This is a genomic window from Clostridium sp. CTA-19 (genome assembly GCF_054767855.1).
On record NZ_BAAABH010000032.1, the window covers coordinates 1 to 17,499 of the forward strand.

At 27.3% G+C, this 17,499-nt stretch carries 11 protein-coding genes and 1 riboswitch; all 11 genes read right to left on the reverse strand.

What is annotated here, in order from left to right:
- Positions 1-428 (reverse strand): hypothetical protein (locus ACYUE0_RS14585; protein ID WP_460271184.1); only part of this gene is annotated, 428 nt, incomplete at its 3' end.
- A gap of 392 nt (positions 429-820) precedes the next feature.
- Positions 821-2,962, reverse strand: a complete 2,142-nt coding sequence (rnr, locus tag ACYUE0_RS14590) for a ribonuclease R (protein WP_460271187.1) — start codon at positions 2,960-2,962, stop codon at positions 821-823.
- Positions 2,963-4,016: 1,054 nt separating this feature from the next.
- Positions 4,017-4,733: a pseudouridine synthase gene (locus ACYUE0_RS14595; protein WP_460271190.1), complete on the reverse strand. Its 717-nt coding sequence runs from the start codon at positions 4,731-4,733 to the stop codon at positions 4,017-4,019.
- Between the two features lie 772 nt (positions 4,734-5,505).
- Complete coding sequence (locus ACYUE0_RS14600) at positions 5,506-6,198, reverse strand: lytic transglycosylase domain-containing protein (RefSeq protein ID WP_460271192.1); 693 nt, start codon at positions 6,196-6,198, stop codon at positions 5,506-5,508.
- 451 nt (positions 6,199-6,649) lie between these two features.
- Positions 6,650-8,656 carry a triple tyrosine motif-containing protein gene (locus tag ACYUE0_RS14605; RefSeq protein WP_460271194.1) on the reverse strand — a complete coding sequence of 669 codons (2,007 nt, stop codon included), beginning with the start codon at positions 8,654-8,656 and terminating at the stop codon, positions 6,650-6,652.
- Between the two features lie 401 nt (positions 8,657-9,057).
- The gene (locus ACYUE0_RS14610) at positions 9,058-9,492 is read right to left on the reverse strand and encodes a YaiI/YqxD family protein (protein ID WP_061996542.1); all 435 of its coding nucleotides are present in this window, start codon (positions 9,490-9,492) and stop codon (positions 9,058-9,060) included.
- The gene (locus ACYUE0_RS14615; RefSeq protein WP_460271198.1) at positions 9,419-10,849 is read right to left on the reverse strand and encodes a glucose-6-phosphate isomerase; all 1,431 of its coding nucleotides are present in this window, start codon (positions 10,847-10,849) and stop codon (positions 9,419-9,421) included. Before ACYUE0_RS14615 ends, ACYUE0_RS14610 begins: the two co-directional genes overlap by 74 nt.
- Before the next feature lie 160 nt (positions 10,850-11,009).
- A complete protein-coding gene (gene guaA / locus ACYUE0_RS14620; protein ID WP_460271200.1) occupies positions 11,010-12,539 on the reverse strand; it encodes a glutamine-hydrolyzing GMP synthase in 1,530 nt (509 codons plus the stop codon).
- Positions 12,540-12,946: 407 nt separating this feature from the next.
- Positions 12,947-14,398 (reverse strand): IMP dehydrogenase, encoded by a 1,452-nt coding sequence (gene guaB, locus ACYUE0_RS14625; RefSeq protein ID WP_061996539.1) that lies wholly within the window; start codon positions 14,396-14,398, stop codon positions 12,947-12,949.
- Between the two features lie 263 nt (positions 14,399-14,661).
- Positions 14,662-14,759: riboswitch (purine riboswitch) on the reverse strand.
- Between the two features lie 182 nt (positions 14,760-14,941).
- A complete protein-coding gene (locus tag ACYUE0_RS14630) occupies positions 14,942-16,618 on the reverse strand; it encodes a hypothetical protein (protein WP_460271203.1) in 1,677 nt (558 codons plus the stop codon).
- Entirely contained in the window at positions 16,618-17,499 is an 882-nt protein-coding gene (locus tag ACYUE0_RS14635) for a prepilin-type N-terminal cleavage/methylation domain-containing protein (RefSeq protein ID WP_460271204.1), read from the reverse strand. Before ACYUE0_RS14635 ends, ACYUE0_RS14630 begins: the two co-directional genes overlap by 1 nt.

Consider the following 17,499-nt stretch of genomic DNA (forward strand, 5'->3'; position numbering starts at 1 on the left):
CCTACTAACGCTGTTACTGTTCCWGCCGCTACTGTTACTGCATTTCCTACCGTTACTGTTCCAGCTACATCYACAGTTCCATCCACTACTGCTGTTACTGTATTTGCTACTGTTATTGGATTAGATACTGCTACAGTTCCTTCTACTGMCGCTGTTACTGTATTTCCTACTAACGCTGTTACTGTTCCWGCYGCTACYGTTACTGCATTTCCTACCGTTACTGTTCCAGCTACATCTACAGTTCCATCCACTACTGCTGTTACTGTATTTGCTACTGTTACTGAACCATTTATTGTTACTGTACCAAGCTGAATTATACCATCGGCATCAACTTGAATTGGATGAGTTTGCTGAGTATTAGGATCTACACCATTAGCTAAAACTAGCAACTGTGATGCTACATTATTAAAAACTAAATTATTGGCCATTTATACTCCCCCCGTGCTACATGATTAACATAACTTAACATTTTTCATTGCTAAGTTTTGTGATTGCTTTTCTTTCGTTCAGTTTATAATATTCTTTTTATATCAAATTGGTTCATAAACCGAGTTGCTTTTACATCATTTTATTTATATATTAAAATATAGTTTATAAATTTCTACATTTCGCTACATATATAGGAATACAAATTTTTGAATGGATAATTTTTAAAGTCCACTTTGTACCCTATATAATAAAATAAGTTAAAAAACTAATCTATAAATTTATCAAGTAATAATCTTGTCGTTAGTTAATGCTTATAAACATAAAAAAGTCTTAAAACGGATTTAATTTTCCATTTTAAGACTTTTATTTATAATAAAGTTTTTCAAACTACTTATTCACTTTTTTCTTCTTCATCTTGATCTTGCTCTACAATTTCAAAGAAAATTTCATGAGCATCTAAATTTACTCTTGAGCAAACAATCCTAACTTCATCACCTAATTTATAAATATTTTTAGTTCTCTCACCTATAAGTTGAAGATTTTTATCATCAAACACATAATAATCATCCTTTAGGTCAGTTATATGAACTAATCCTTCAACAGTATTTGGAAGCTCTACAAATATTCCAAAATTAGTTACTGATGATACTATTCCATCAAACTGCTCACCAATTTTTTCACCCATATACTCAGCTTTCTTTAAATCATCTACATCTCTTTCTGCATCAATAGCAATTTTTTCTGTGTCCGATGCTTGTTTAGATGCAACTTCCACTGATTTTCTTAATTTTTTCTCTCTCTTATCATTTATTCCACCATTTAAATATTCTTTTATTATTCTATGAATTATTAAATCTGGATATCTTCTAATTGGTGAAGTAAAGTGACAGTAATATTTAGCTGCAAGTCCAAAGTGACCTAAACACTCTGGTGAATATTTAGCTTTCATCATAGAACGGAGTAATAGTCTACTAACAACATGCTCCTCTTTTTTTCCTTTAACTTTTCCTAATATATCTTGAAGCATTCTTGGATGAACCTCAGATGTATTTTTTATGAAATATCCTAAATTATATACAAATTCATTAAAACTCATTAATTTTTCTTCATCTGGATCCTCATGTACCCTATATACAAAAGGAGTATTTAGCCAAAACATATGTTCAGCTACAGTTTCATTAGCAACTAACATAAATTCTTCTATTATTCTATTTGAAACTGCTCTTTCATAAGGTTTTATATCTATAGGTTTTCCATTCTCATCTAATATTATCTTAGCTTCGTCAAACTCAAAGTCTATAGAACCTCTTCTAGTTCTTCTTGAGCTTAAAATTTCATAAAGCTTTTCCATATTTTTAAAATCTTCATATAGATAATCATATCTTTCTATAGTTTCTTTATCATTGTCTCTTAAAATTTTTGTTACATCTGTATAAGTCATTCTTTCATTAGTTTTTATTATAGATTCACAAATTTCATGATCAACAACTTTTCCTTCATTATTTATCTCCATAAAACAAGATAGTGTTAATCTATCAACTTTAGGATTTAAACTACATACTCCGTTAGAAAGTTTTTTAGGTAGCATAGGGATAACTCTATCTATTAAGTATACAGAATTACCTCTTTTTAATGCTTCTTTATCTAAGTTTGATTTTTCAGTTACATAGTGAGATACATCTGCTATGTGAACACCTAATTTAAAGTTTCCATTTCTTAAAACTTCAACTGATACTGCATCATCTAAGTCTTTAGCATCTTCCCCATCTATTGTAACCATTTTTAAATCTCTTAAATCTTTTCTTCTTTTATATTCATTTTCTGGTATCTCTTCATCTATATCTGCCGCTTCTTGTTCTACTTCATAAGGGAACTCTTCTGGAAGATTGTGTTTTCTTATTATAGTTAATATATCTACACCTTTTTCTTCTTTGTAACCCAATACTTCAACAACTATACCTTCAGCTTTTCTATTATCTTCTGGCCATTTAGTTATTTCCACAACTACCATCTGACCAGTTTTAGCTCCATTTCTTTTTGCCTTTGGTATAAATATATCCTTATTAACTTTATTATCCTTTGGAACAACAAAACCAAAACTTTTACTGTCTTGATATAATCCTACAACAGTTTTATTTTTTCTTTCTATTACACGCTCTATAAACCCTTCGCATTTTTTGCCATGATTTTCGTTTTTTAGTATTTTAACTAAAACTCTATCTCCGTTCATAGCTGTATTAACATTATCTGCTGGTATGAACACATCTGGTCTATCATCGTCTAATATTACAAATCCAAAACCTCTTTGGTGTGCTTGGAATTTACCTACTTCCATACCCATTTTATCTACCACACCATATCTATCTTTATCATTTTTTATTATTTGCCCATCTTGTTCCATGCTATCTAATATTTTCTGAAAATCTTTTATTTCTCTTTTGCCTATTCCAAAAATTTTTCCAAGTTCTTGAGATGTCATAGGCTTATATGCTTCTTCTGCCATAAAACTAAGCAGAACTTCTCTTATATTCATTTTATACCTCCTTAATTTATGATATCTATTTAGAAAATTTCATATTTACTTCGCTAAAATTTTATCTATATATTAATAATTATACACATAAATCAACCTAATTATTGATATAAAAAAAAATTTTATATTCTCTCCTTTTAAATTATAAGGTTCCAATTTTACTTCTAAAGTTATTATTCTAAAATTTGGATACCCCAATTAATGAGATATACTCGAAAATACTTTAAATTCAACATCACATTTTATATAAAAATATTTTAAATATCATTTATTTATATTATCACACTTTTCATCTATTAATATGTTAATTATTTATATTAAGCATAATTAAATAATTAATAAGCCAGTATTCACACCTATTTGATATGGACAATTCTCCTGTAAAATTTAAACATACGCCTACTATTACTCTATTTTATATTATTATTTTGTAACAAATATCTTTAAAATATTTCATCTTTATTTCTTCATCATACACCCTGTCTTTTTATAGGGTTCCAAGTTGACTTTTAAAATTATCCATTCCAAACCTTGGATACCTAAAATAGTGAGACATGCTCTGAATCACTTGAAATTCAACATTATATTTTGTATAAAAATATTTTAAAGTTATTGAATAAATTTAAATTTGAGCTTGTTTCCCTATATCTTTAACTCTTGGAATTTAAAATCTTGAATTTTGTTAATAAAATATGTATTTGTTAACAAAAATAAAAATCTTCTAGCTGCAACTAGAAGATTTTTATTTCAAATTATATGATTAAATAATTTGACATATAATAAATACATAACAGCCCTTGGGGTTGGGCTGTTATAAATAAATAAAAAGGGGGCTATATATCTCTTTATTTATTTTGCAATTACATTATAGTCTTTTTTAATATTTTATTCAAGTAAATTTGTAAAAAAATTTGAAAAAATCACTTTTTTTATTTTTTTCCACATTTTTTTCAAAATTTTACTATTGATTACAATATTAATTTTATTTTTGTGTACTTTTTGTTAATGTTTTATTAATTCATATGACATATTATTACATATTTTTTCTTATGCTTTAAAGGTTTTTTAGTATATTTATTTCCTCTTCAGTTAGTTCTCTATATTCCCCTTCTTCTATACTTTCATCTATTTTTAGTGGTCCAAAGCTTATTCTTCTTAAGTAAACTACGGATTTACCTACAGCGTCAAACATTCTTTTTACTTGATGAAACTTTCCTTCTTGAATTGTAATTTCTACACAAGAACCATTTTCACCAGATTCTAATATATTTAATTTAGCAGGCATACATAAATATCCATCATCTAAAGTTATTCTATTTTCGAATTTCTTTATGTCCTCATCTGTTACTTCCTTATCAATCTCAGCATAATAAACCTTATCCACATGATTTTTAGGAGCTATAAGCTTGTGATTTAATTCTCCATCATTTGTTATAAGTAATAATCCCACAGTATCTTTATCAAGTCTTCCAACTGGGAATGGTTCAAACGCCTTATATTCTTCATCTAGTAAATCTATAACCGTTTCATCATAATTATCAAAAGTAGCACTAACAACACCATCGGGCTTATTCATCAATAAATATATAAACTCTCTATAATTTAAAGTTTCTCCACTAACTTGTATAATGTCTTTATCCGGATCTACCTTTAAACCACTATCTTTTACAGATTTACCATTAACTAAAACTTCCCCTTTTTTACAAAGAATTTTTACCTCTTTTCTTGTTCCATATCCTAGATTTGCTATTATTTTATCTAATCTTTCCATAAATCTATCACCTTTCTTTATTATGTACTAAAATTGCAATTTTAATTATTCCTATATTTATAAATAATTATAACTTACCTTATAATAAAAATAATATAGGTTTCAAGTTGATTTTAAAAATCATTCATTCCAAAACTTGAATACCTAAAATAGTGATGCTAGCTCGCAAGCACCTAAACTCACACTTAATTCTGTATAAAAATATTTTTAAGTTATTGAATAAATTTAAATTTAAGCTTGTTTTCCTATATCTCTATAACTTTCTATTTCTATATATAATTTTAAAATTAAACTCTATCATAATATAAAATAATTAAAATACATTTTTATCCTAAATTTTAATTCTAAAATTTTTTATAAAAATTCATCACTAAGTTTAGATTCTACCAATTTATATAACTAAATTCAAATTATATTTACTAACTCTTAATTTTTAACTATTAACTATCTTAAGGACCGTCTTTGATTGCTTTAGATTTTATTGATAATCTTTCGATTTCACTGTAAAAATAGCTTATGGAAAATATACTTTGGTACGCCTGTCCTTCTTGTTACGGCTGTAAACCTTAAATTTAGCTTTGGTTAGTTTTATAAAACCTAACCTAGAATTTCCCCCCTTAAATTTAAAGAAACTGGCAGTCCAGTTTCAACCTGAATTATTAACTTTTAACTATTAACTCTTAACTAACTAAGCTCCAATTTCCTCCTCAACTCTTAACTATAGTTGAAATAAAAAAAGACTAATACTTTTAAATATTAGTCTGAAATTTACTTATAAATATTTACCAACTTTATCTATGTAATTTTGAGTTTCTAATGGAAGATTATTAAAATCAGCCATGCTAGTTACCCCTCTTTGTTGCATAGTTCCAGGTCCACAGTTGTATGCTGCCAATGCCATTTGGAGACTTCCATTATACATATTTAAATAGTCTTTTATATGTCTAGTTCCTGCATCAATATTTTCATTTATATCGTATGGATTTTCAACACCATAATGACTAACATTTTCAGGCATTAATTGCATAAGCCCCATAGCTCCAGCCCAAGACTTAACATTAGGATCAAAGTTAGATTCTATTTTTATTATTGTTCTTATAAGTTTCTCATCTACCCCATATTTTTTAGAAGCAGTTTTTATAGCGTTTTCAATTTCCGGATTGTCACTAATAAGATCCTCACTTACCTTTACATTACTAGTTGTGCTACTATTAATATTATTCATCGCTAAATCTGGTCTTAATATCATCTCTGTTATATTTGTAAAGTCATTATTAATTTGATTTTGATAACTATCTTCTCTTGCACTTTTTTCTGCCATAGCATTTAAAAGGCTTGCAAATACCATATTATAGCTTTGACCACCTTCTTCTCCACTACCCTGCATCATTTTTGTCATCATCATAACTTGTAACATATTATCCATATTTTTTTGTTGAATACCGCTTACTCCATCCGTTGCCAAATCATTCACCCCACTAACTTAAAAAATTTTAATTTAAACATTCTCTATACTTTAAATTATCGTGTCTAACATCAACTTAATTAAGCCTTTCCTATAAAATACTTTTTAATTTTAGTTTTTCTTCTATAGGGTTGCAAGTTGACTTTTAAAATTATCCATTTCAAAACTTGGATACCCCAAATAGTGAGACATGCTCCGAATCGCTTAGAATTCAACACTATATTTTGTATAAAAATATTCTAAAGTTATTGAATAAATTTAAATTTGAGCTTGTTTCCCTATAGAACATCTTAACTTCTTTCATACTATTTGTACTTTTTCATTACTATAAATTTTATTTCATTAAAAATTAAAGAAACTGGTAGTCCAGTTTCCTCTATACATTATCAATTAAATAAATTTTCCACTAATATGACCTTGTGGCTAAAAAAATCTTTCTATTTTAATATTTTCAACCGTTAACTTTAAATTCTATTAAATCATAATCTTCATAAGAAATCTTTTTACTACTACTTTTTACTAATGCCAATACTTTATAAAATCCTTTTTTGAAAGGTATAAAAGTATAATAATCTTTTTTACTATATCTTTGAATTAAGTTCCATTCACCTTGTTCCATTAAATAAAATTCATATACTCTATCTTTTCCACCTTCACAATTAACTTTAAAATTTATACTTTCATTACACCTTAATGTTTCTTTTTCTTGATAAATTTTACAGTTTGTAATTGGTTTACTATCTAGAACATTGAACACAACAGTTTTTTTATGATCATATTCTTCTTTACTAGATTTATTTTTCGCCATAATATCAACTACATATTTTCCCTCACAGCGAGGTACAAATTTAAATTTCTTTTCTTCTATATAATCACTCTTTTCAACCTCGTGATTATTTATTTTTATTTCATATTTTATTAGCGTATTTAAGGTGTTTTCACATATACATTCCAAAAATATAGGTTGTCCAATTAAATAAAATTCTTTTGTTTCTGCTAAAACATAATCTATTTTTGCTGGAATATATTCATAGCAATCCACATAAAATATAGAATGAGCATCATATTCTCTTTTTGATTTAGCATCTTTTATTCTAACTTCTATTTCATACTGACCTATTTGCTCCGGTGCAAAATAAGCAGTATTTTCATCACTATAATCTATTTTTTCTGTTATTTTATCCTTTAGCTTAACTATAAAGCTATATTTTAAATTAATTCCCCCTGTTGCAATAACTCTAATATTTATAGGCTCATGTATTAACAATTGCCTTTTTCTATCAAGTATAACTTCTTCTATTTTTATATTATCTAAATAATCCTCTTCTATTTCAAAATATATACTATCATTTATTTCATATTCTTCATCAAAAGATCTATCTTTAATATACACTTCTAACTTATACTTTCCTGCTTTAGTAGGTTGCCACAAAAAACTATTTTCCTTAGTAAACTTACTTGTCTTACTTTCATTTCCGTCAATAACAAATTTATATAATAGATCTTTGCCTCCAGCTGCAACTGCTTTTAAGATTATATTACTTTTTGTAACCTGTGGAGAACTTACATCCGTTGTAAAACTAAGTAGTTTTATTGTTTCATATGGATACACCTTATAATGTATAATTGCTCTATCATCAAATTCATTAGGAGAATACATATCTTTTGCCAAGCATAATATTTTATAATTTCCATGCTTAACTTCTTTGTAACTAAGTAGTCTTTTAGTTGAATAATCTTGTAGACAAAATACTTCGCCTTCCTCATCTATTCGTAAAAATTTAAATAGAACAACTCTACTTTCATCTTGGTTTGCTTCAACTTCAAAAATAAGTTCTTCATCTTGTAATAAAGTTTCGTTTAAACATTTTAAATTAGTTATTTCTAGCTTAGATATTGGACTTACTTGAAATTTTATTGATTTAAAATCATCAAATAAATTACTTGAATATATACTTTTACATTCTACGAGTAATTCCATATCACTTTGAAATTTAGGAGTATAGGTTAAACTATTATCTACCGTATAATCCTTAACTAAAGTCCATTTAGAATTATCTTTAATCCAATATCTGTATAATACTGATGCTGAATCACTTTCTGCTGTAACAGTAACTTTTTCCCCTACTTTTACATCATCTTTATCTAGGTATATATTTTTAATAAGTTTTTCTTCACATTTTCCAACAATAAAGTCCGTTCTTGAGATATAATCAAAAGATTTTTTGCTGCCTTGAACTTTTATCTGAACCATAATTATATATTTTCCGTCTACTATAGGTTTCCAAACAACATAATTATCTAAACTAAAATCTTTAATAGTTTCCCAAGTTCCATCACTACCAATTAAAAATTTATACATTAAGTTTTTTTCTATTTGATTTTCTACTTTAATAGTAATTTCTTTGCCTTTTTCTTGAGGACTTTCTAAGTTTGTAATAATATTCATTTCGTTCATTATAGCAGCTTTCCTCCTCAACCCTTTATACTTTAACTTTCTCCTCTAAAATAGTATTTATTTAAAAATTTAGAAAAGTTATCTTATTTACTGTTTATATATAAAAACCCATAGCAGTGAGTTTAAAATTTATCTGAATACCATATTAAGATTTTACATATTATATTTTATTATACTATAATTCCAAAAAATAGAAAAGAGCTATATAAGGCTAATATATTAAATTTAATGTTTCAAATAAACCTTATTAATTATTACCCATCGTAACTCTATAATAACAAAAGGGACGTCTGCATAACTGGATAGTTTGCTATGCTTATCCCTTAATACTTTTATTAATTTTAACTTATTTAACGATTATTTCCCTATACAATACTGAAAGTCAGTCTTTAAACTATATACTATGAAGTAGATACTAATTTTTTCAAGTTTTTATATAGTCTTTCATCATCCTCTGCTTTTCTTTTCTTCGGATTAGAGGTTTTTCCACCACCTCTTCTTACTTTTCCACTTATATGTCTTTCAAATAGTAGTTTATCTATATTGTCATTTGAATATATATGACCCTTAGGACTTATAGCAAAAGCCCTCTTGCCTAAAACCATAGCCGCTACACCATAATCCTGTGTTACAACTATATCCATATCACTTACTTCATTTACAATTTTCATATCTACACTTTGAAATCCACTATCCATATATTTTACTTCTCCATAACTTATCGTTAGAACATGATTTATATCACAATAAAAAATTAATTCTTTACCATATTCTTTTGCTACATTCTCTATGATTTGTTTTGCAGGACATGCATCTGCATCTACTAAAATTTTCATTATTCATTTCCTCTAATTTCATCTCTAATTCTATTTTTTTATCTTCATATCCAGGTTTACCTAAAAGTGCGAACATATTACTTTTATAATTTTCAACACCTTGTTGGTCAAAAGGATTAACACCAATTAAGTATCCACACACTGAACATGCCTTTTCAAAAAAGTATATCATATAACCTACATAATATGGAGATAAATTTGGTATTGTTATTGTTATGTTTGGTACTTCCCCTTGATTATGAGCAAGTTCTGTTCCTTCCATAGCTCTTTTATTTATATAATCTATAGTCTTTCCTTCTAGAAAATTAAGCTCATCTATATTTTTTTCATCATTAAATATAACAAGTTCTCTTTTAGTTTCTTTTATATTTATCGTAGTTTCAAAAAATATTCTTAATCCCTCTTGTATATATTGTCCCATAGAATGTAGATCAGTAGAAAAATTAACGGTAGCTGGGAATATACCTGTGTGGTTTTTTCCTAAACTTTCCCCAAATAATTGTTTCCACCATTCACCAAAATAATTCATACAAGGCTCATATGTTGCCATAATTTCTATAAATTTTCCCTTCATATATAATAGATGCCTTGCAATTGCATATCTATAACAACTATTTTTTTCTAAGTTATAATTATTATATTCAATACTTGCATCCTCTGCACCTTTTAAAAGTTCTTCTATATCAATCCCAGCAACTGCAATAGGCAGTAATCCCACTGATGTAAGAACAGAGTATCTTCCGCCAATATCATCTGGTATTACAAAATTTTCATAGCCTTCTTCATCACAAAGTTTTCTCATAGCTCCTTTGTTCTTATCAGTAGTTATAAATATTCTTTCTCTTGCGCCATCTTTTCCATATTTTTTTTCTAACACATCTTTTAAAAATCTAAAAGCTATAGCTGGTTCTGTAGTTGTTCCTGATTTAGATATAACATTTATAGAAAAATCTATATGCTCAACCATATCTAATATTTCTGAAAGATATGTTGAGCTAATATTATTACCTGCAAAATAAATTTTAGGTGCCGTTCTTTCACTCTTAGGTAAGCTATTATGGAATGTATGCGTTAATCCTTCAATAACTGCCCTAGCGCCTAAATAAGAACCACCTATTCCTACTATGATAAAAGCATCAGAATGATTTTTTATATTTACAGCTACATTCTTTATTCTTTTTATTTCATCTTTAGGAAATTCACTGGGTAAATTTAGCCAACCCAAGTATTCACTTCCTATACAATTTTTATTATGCATCATGTTATGAATTTCTCTTGTCATATTATCAAAAATTAAAATTTCTTCACTCTTTAGATAAGGATAACATTTTGAAAAATCTACCTCTATATTGTTCATAAGTCCTCCAACTAAATTAATTACTTTTAAAATTTGTATATTTTTATATACTTTATTAATTTATGTTGAAAAATTAAATATTATACTTTTACATAAAAAAAGCTTATATCCTTTAAATCAATAAAGAACATAAGCTTATATATGCTTTGACTATTTAATTTTATTCCCACTCAATAGTTGATGGTGGTTTAGAAGTTACATCATAAACAATTCTGTTTATCCCTTTAACTTCATTTACTATTCTTCTAGATACTTTATCTAAAACTTCATATGGTATTCTTGCCCAATCAGAAGTCATTCCATCTGAAGATGTTACAGCTCTTAATGCTATTGTATGACAGTAAGTTCTCTCATCACCCATAACACCAACTGATTGGATATTTGGAAGACAAGCAAAGTATTGCCATATTTTACCTTCTAGTCCATTTAATGCAACTTCTTCTCTGAATATTGCATCAGCTTCTCTTACTATAGATAATTTTTCTTCAGTAACTTCACCAAGAACTCTTATAGCAAGTCCTGGACCTGGGAATGGCTGTCTCCATACTAAATTATGAGGAATTCCTATTTCTTCTCCAACTGCTCTAACTTCATCTTTAAATAATTCTCTTAATGGTTCAATTAATTTAAATTTAATATCTTCTGGAAGTCCTCCAACATTATGATGACTCTTTATTGTAGCTGAAGTATTAGTTCCGCTTTCTACTACATCTGCATATATTGTTCCTTGAACTAAGAAGTCTATATCTCCAAGTTTATTTGATTCTTCTTCAAATACTCTTATAAATTCTTCACCGATTATTTTTCTTTTTCTTTCTGGATCACTTACACCTTTAAGTTTGCCTAAGAATCTCTCTTGTGCGTTAACTCTTATTAGGTTCATATCAAAACCTTTTCTAAATACTTCTTCTACTTGATCCCCTTCATCTTTTCTTAAAAGACCGTGATCAACAAATACACAAGTTAACTGCTTTCCTATTGCTTTATGTACAAGAACTGCAGCTACTGATGAATCTACTCCACCAGATAAAGCGCATAGAACTTTTTTATCGCCAACTAATTCTTTTATTTCTTTTATTTTTTCTTCTGCAAAAGAAGACATTGACCAATCGCCTTTAACTTGACAAACATTATATAAGAAGTTTGTTAACATTTTTGCACCAAATAAAGTATGTTCAACTTCTGGGTGGAATTGCACTCCATAAAGTTTTTTATCTTCATTGCATATAGCAGCCACTGGACATTGATTACTATATCCTATAATATCAAAGCCTGTTGGTGCTTTTTCTATGTAATCTGTATGACTCATCCAACATTGTTTTTCTGTTATTCCATCAAATAATTTATTGTTAGTTGTAAGTTCTACATCTGTTTTTCCATATTCTCTTATAGTTGCAGTCTTAACACATCCACCTAACATATGAGACATAAGTTGAGCACCGTAACATATTCCTAATATAGGTATGTTAAGCTCAAATAGCTCTTTATCTACCTGTGGAGAATCCTCACCATAAACACTGTTTGGACCACCTGTAAAAATTATTCCTTTTGGATTTAATTCCTTAACTTTTTCAGCAGAAATTGTATATGGAACTATTTCACAATATACTTTATTTTCTCTTACTCTTCTTGCGATAAGTTGATTATATTGACCACCAAAGTCAACAACTAAAACTAGTTCTCTGCTCATCATAGGCCTCCCTTTTCTAATTTCTTATGAAACTATAGTTTATTTATATTTAAATTACTTGTATCCATTTTTTAACTGAATATAGGGTTACAAGTTGACTTTTTAAGTTATCCATTATTTAATGATAATATTTTATTATTTAATGAATAACCTTAAATACGCACTTGTTTCCCTATATATAGTTTGAAACTTATATTTTAACTTATACATTGAAATTTTCAGATATTCGCATCAGTGATGTCATGCTCAAAATTTCTTAAATTTAAAAGTAAATATATACTAATACTTATATATAATTAACGAATAAATTTGAATTCCAGCTTGATTCACTATATTTATTAAATAGCATATCATATTTTTCTTACTATTTAAACCTCTTCTCAGTTTAATATCCACCCTCTACTAAACTATAAACTATAGTTTGGTGCTTCTTTTGTTATTGAGATATCATGTGGGTGACTTTCTTTTAATCCTGCTGATGTTTGAACAACAAATCTAGCAGTTTCAAATAATTGTTGTAAAGTTGGTGATCCTAAGTATCCCATTCCTGAACGTATTCCGCCCATTAATTGGAATATTGTATCAACAACAGCTCCTTTAAATGGAAGTCTTCCCTCAACACCTTCTGGTACTAATTTTTTGCTATCTTCTTGGAAATATCTATCCTTACTTCCTGCTGCCATAGCTCCTAATGAGCCCATTCCTCTATAAACTTTATATTTTCTTCCTTGGTATATTTCAGTTTCCCCTGGAGCTTCTTCACAACCAGCAAACATAGAACCCATCATACACACCTTAGCTCCTGCTGCTAATGCTTTTACTATATCTCCTGAGTATTTTAAACCACCATCTGCTATAACAGGCACTCCATATTTATTAGCTTCTTCTACACAATCCATTACTGCAGTTAATTGAGGAACTCCAACGCCTGCAACAACTCTTGTTGTACATATTGAACCTGGTCCTATGCCAACTTTTACACAGTCAGCACCAGCCTCGATTAATTCTTTTGTAGCTTCTGGTGTAGCAACGTTACCAGCTATAATTTGAAGTTCTGGATATTTAACTTTTACAGTTCTTACTGCATCTATAACACCCTTTGAATGACCATGAGCTGTATCGATAGTTATTACATCAACTTCTGCTTCAACTAAAGCATCTACTCTTTCCATCATATCTTTTGTTACTCCAACAGCTGCTCCACATAAAAGTCTACCTTTTACATCTTTAGCTGCATTTGGATAAATTCTAACTTTTTCTATATCTTTTATTGTTATTAAACCTTTTAGTTTAAAGTTTTTATCTACTAATGGCAGTTTTTCTATTTTATGTGCTTTAAGTATTTCTTTAGCTTCTTCTAAAGTTGTATCTTCTTTTGCTGTTATTAAATTTTCCTTTGTCATAACTTCTTCAATTTTTCTTGAAAAATCTTTTTCAAACAGCATATCTCTATTAGTGATTATTCCAACTAATGTATTATCTTCTTTAATTACTGGCACTCCTGATATTCTGTATCTTGCCATTACTTTATCAGCTTCTTCTAAAGTATTGTTTGGATATAAATAAAATGGATTTGTTATTACTCCATTTTCTTGTCTCTTTACAGTATCAACTTCTGCCGCTTGCTCTTCTATTGACATATTTTTATGTATAATACCTATTCCACCTTCACGAGCCATAGCTATAGCCATTTTAGCTTCAGTAACAGTATCCATTCCTGCACTCATAAGTGGCATATTTAATTTTATAGTTTTTGTAAGATTAGTTTTTAAAGTAACATCCTTTGGTAAAACCTCTGATTTATTTGGAACTAATAACACGTCATCAAATGTATATGCTTGTTTTAAAATAACTGCCATTTAAAATCACTCCTCATTCTTAATTTTTATCCATTATATCTCTTTAAATCAACTGTTAGACTTAATTGGAAAGAATTTTTAAAAGATTTAGCGTATAAATTCTTTTTAAAAATTACACACTATTAGTAACCTCTCCTATAATATATAAATTATAAATTCTTCCTCCCAGATTATCTTATAAAAGAACAAAAGACTAGTTTTACTATATTATAAGTAAAACTAGTCTTGCCTATTTTATATAGAAATTTAACCACTTCTAAAATAGGTTCTCTAATTTTACCCATAGTCAGAAATTATTGGTTTCCGGTAGATACTCCTTGCCATATTCAAGGGATATATGAGTTAGTATGTTCAATTTTGTTTGCGCTTAACTATTGTTAATTATTTTATTTAATAATTAACAATTTGTCAACAACCAAATTGATATTTTTTTTATTTAATTTATATTAAAGAAAATATAAGACCAAATTTTAAACCTATATTTCTCTATAATTATTGAAAATATTAATATCATAGGATTTATCAATAAACACTTGACAGATGTTAAAATTTCTCTGTTTTTATAACATTAAACTCTAACGCTTCTTTATATCCATCTAGTGAATTTATTAAGTTTTTATGAATAAAACCTTTAAATTCTGGAGTAAAATCTGTTAATTTCTCACTTAATTCATTAACAATATGCTCTTTGGATTTATAACTATTTACCCCATTGAAATTTATCATATTATATTTGTCACTTTCCAAATTGTTATTTTGATTAAAAATTATATTCTTTGCAAATATAGATGAATTATAAAATTCACTTGCCCCTTCAAAGGTAACAGTTCCTGTACAATAAATTATATAATTTATAAAATTTTCTTTGCTATTACTAGGAATAACTAAATCACCATCTATTATTATAAGTTTATATACATTGCCATAAGTTTGTAGATAATTGTCTTTATACTTATCTATTTTCCTCAATTCCTCAACAGCATGCTCATATATACCATCATTATTTTTAGGATTATCATCTATTATTCCTGCAAAATCTTTATATGGATTTTTAGCATCTCCTCCATTTATTAGTCTGTTAAAATCTATTTTTTCACCATTTTTTGTTTTACCCTTGAATTCTATAAGTAGTTGATTATTGTCAATATTACTTTTTATATTAACAAACTCTTGCCCTACATATGGGTTTTGTAAATATGGCTCTTCTTTTTTTATATCCTTTTTTTCCTTTTCTAACAGTTTTTCATATTTCATAGATATATCTTCATAGGATATAAATTTATATTTTTCATGAAAAACTTGAATATCCTCACCACCGACTTTTAAATGTGGCTTACTTAAATCTTCTAAAGTTAATTTATCAAAATCTTTATATTCTATATTACCTTCTTTTAAACTTTCCTTAAAATTTAAATTTTTTAACTCTTTTAATTTTAGTTGCTTCCAATATTTTCGATTTTCCTCTATTTTGCCGTTATCTTCGTAAGGTAATCCGCCCTTTAAACTTGTAATTATATTTTCACTATCATCAATTTCTATATTTTCTCCTTTTAAATATAAATTCGTATCCTCAAACAAATTCATACTTTCACTAGGCTTAAACACTATATTATTTTTTTGTATAAATACATCACCGGATATATTCAGCTTTCCTTTAAATAAATCAAAGTAATTATCTATATTGTTCAAACTTCCATTAACAGCTCTTGTATTATTTTCTTTTAACGGAGATATAACGGAAAAAGCACTATTAAACATTCTATTAAAATAAGGATTTAATATTTCACTTCTGTCTATATATTGAACTAAAGTAACAGTTTCATTAGTTTTTTTATTTTTAGCTATAGATTTAACTTTAATATAATAATATTCTTTTCCTGTTTTTATATCAGTTATTTTATTTTCATGTGAGCTTTTTAAAATAACTTTATTTTCCATATTATCATCTTCAAATAAAAGCACTCCATTATCTCCAATAACTACAGGGTCAAACTTTTTAGGTTCTAATAAAACATCCGTTTTATCAACTATATAATTTTTCATTTCATTATAAGCTTTATCTATTCCTGATTCCGCTGCTAAATTTATTTTTTTGCTTTGTTCTATATAAGTGGTAGCTTTATAACTAGATAAACTAAAAGATAAAAGTGTAGATGCTAAAACAAATATAACAATTATAGTAATTAAAGCAGTAACTAATGCTGAGCCCTTTTTCTTCATCACATAGACCCCCTCATCCTATCTATGACAACCTTATCTTTAATTTCTACTTTTTCATCTTTTTCTCTGCAACCACCATCTACTTTTATAGTTACCTGTAGTCCATTATTTTTAATTTCTACACTTTTTATATTGTAAGCTATGATTTTTTCGCCCTGTGATTGCCCTTTTATTTTGTTATAATTTTCATATTCATTTAATTGAATTTCCTGTACAGAAGTTATTTTAAGTATATTATTTGTATCAAAATAAATAGCCATAACAACGTTGCTTTTATATGGTTGAAATATTATATATTCATCGTAAACACTACTTTTATCTATTACTTTAGTTAAGCTTCCATTAATATAGGCTGAATTTTTTTCATTTAATTTCAATCTAGTTTCATCACTATTTGTTAAGTAACTTTTTCTTTCTACATCAGTTAAATATCTGCTATTTTCCATTGGTTTAAATATTCTATTTTCTATTGGCATATACTCATATCTATATAAGTTGGTTATATTTTCATTCTTTCTATCTTCCTTCAATGTATATAAAAATCGTCTTTGATTTCCCTTTTCTTTATTAGGATTTTCCTTTTCTATATTGCTACCCTCTATATAAAAAACAACTTTTTCTTTACTATCGTTATTTAAAAATTTTAAATTTGGATTATTATTAATTTCATCACCACTTATAATTTTATCCCCATATTTTATAATGTTTGAAATATGATTACAGGCTATTTTGCAATTATTATTAACATTATATTTATTACCTATCTTATCAAAAACTTTTAAATTGCTTTTTAATATTAGAAAAAACATACCAACAGATATCATTAAAATTCCCATGGTTACAATTAACTCAATAAGAGTTATTCCTTTATTTCTTCTCAT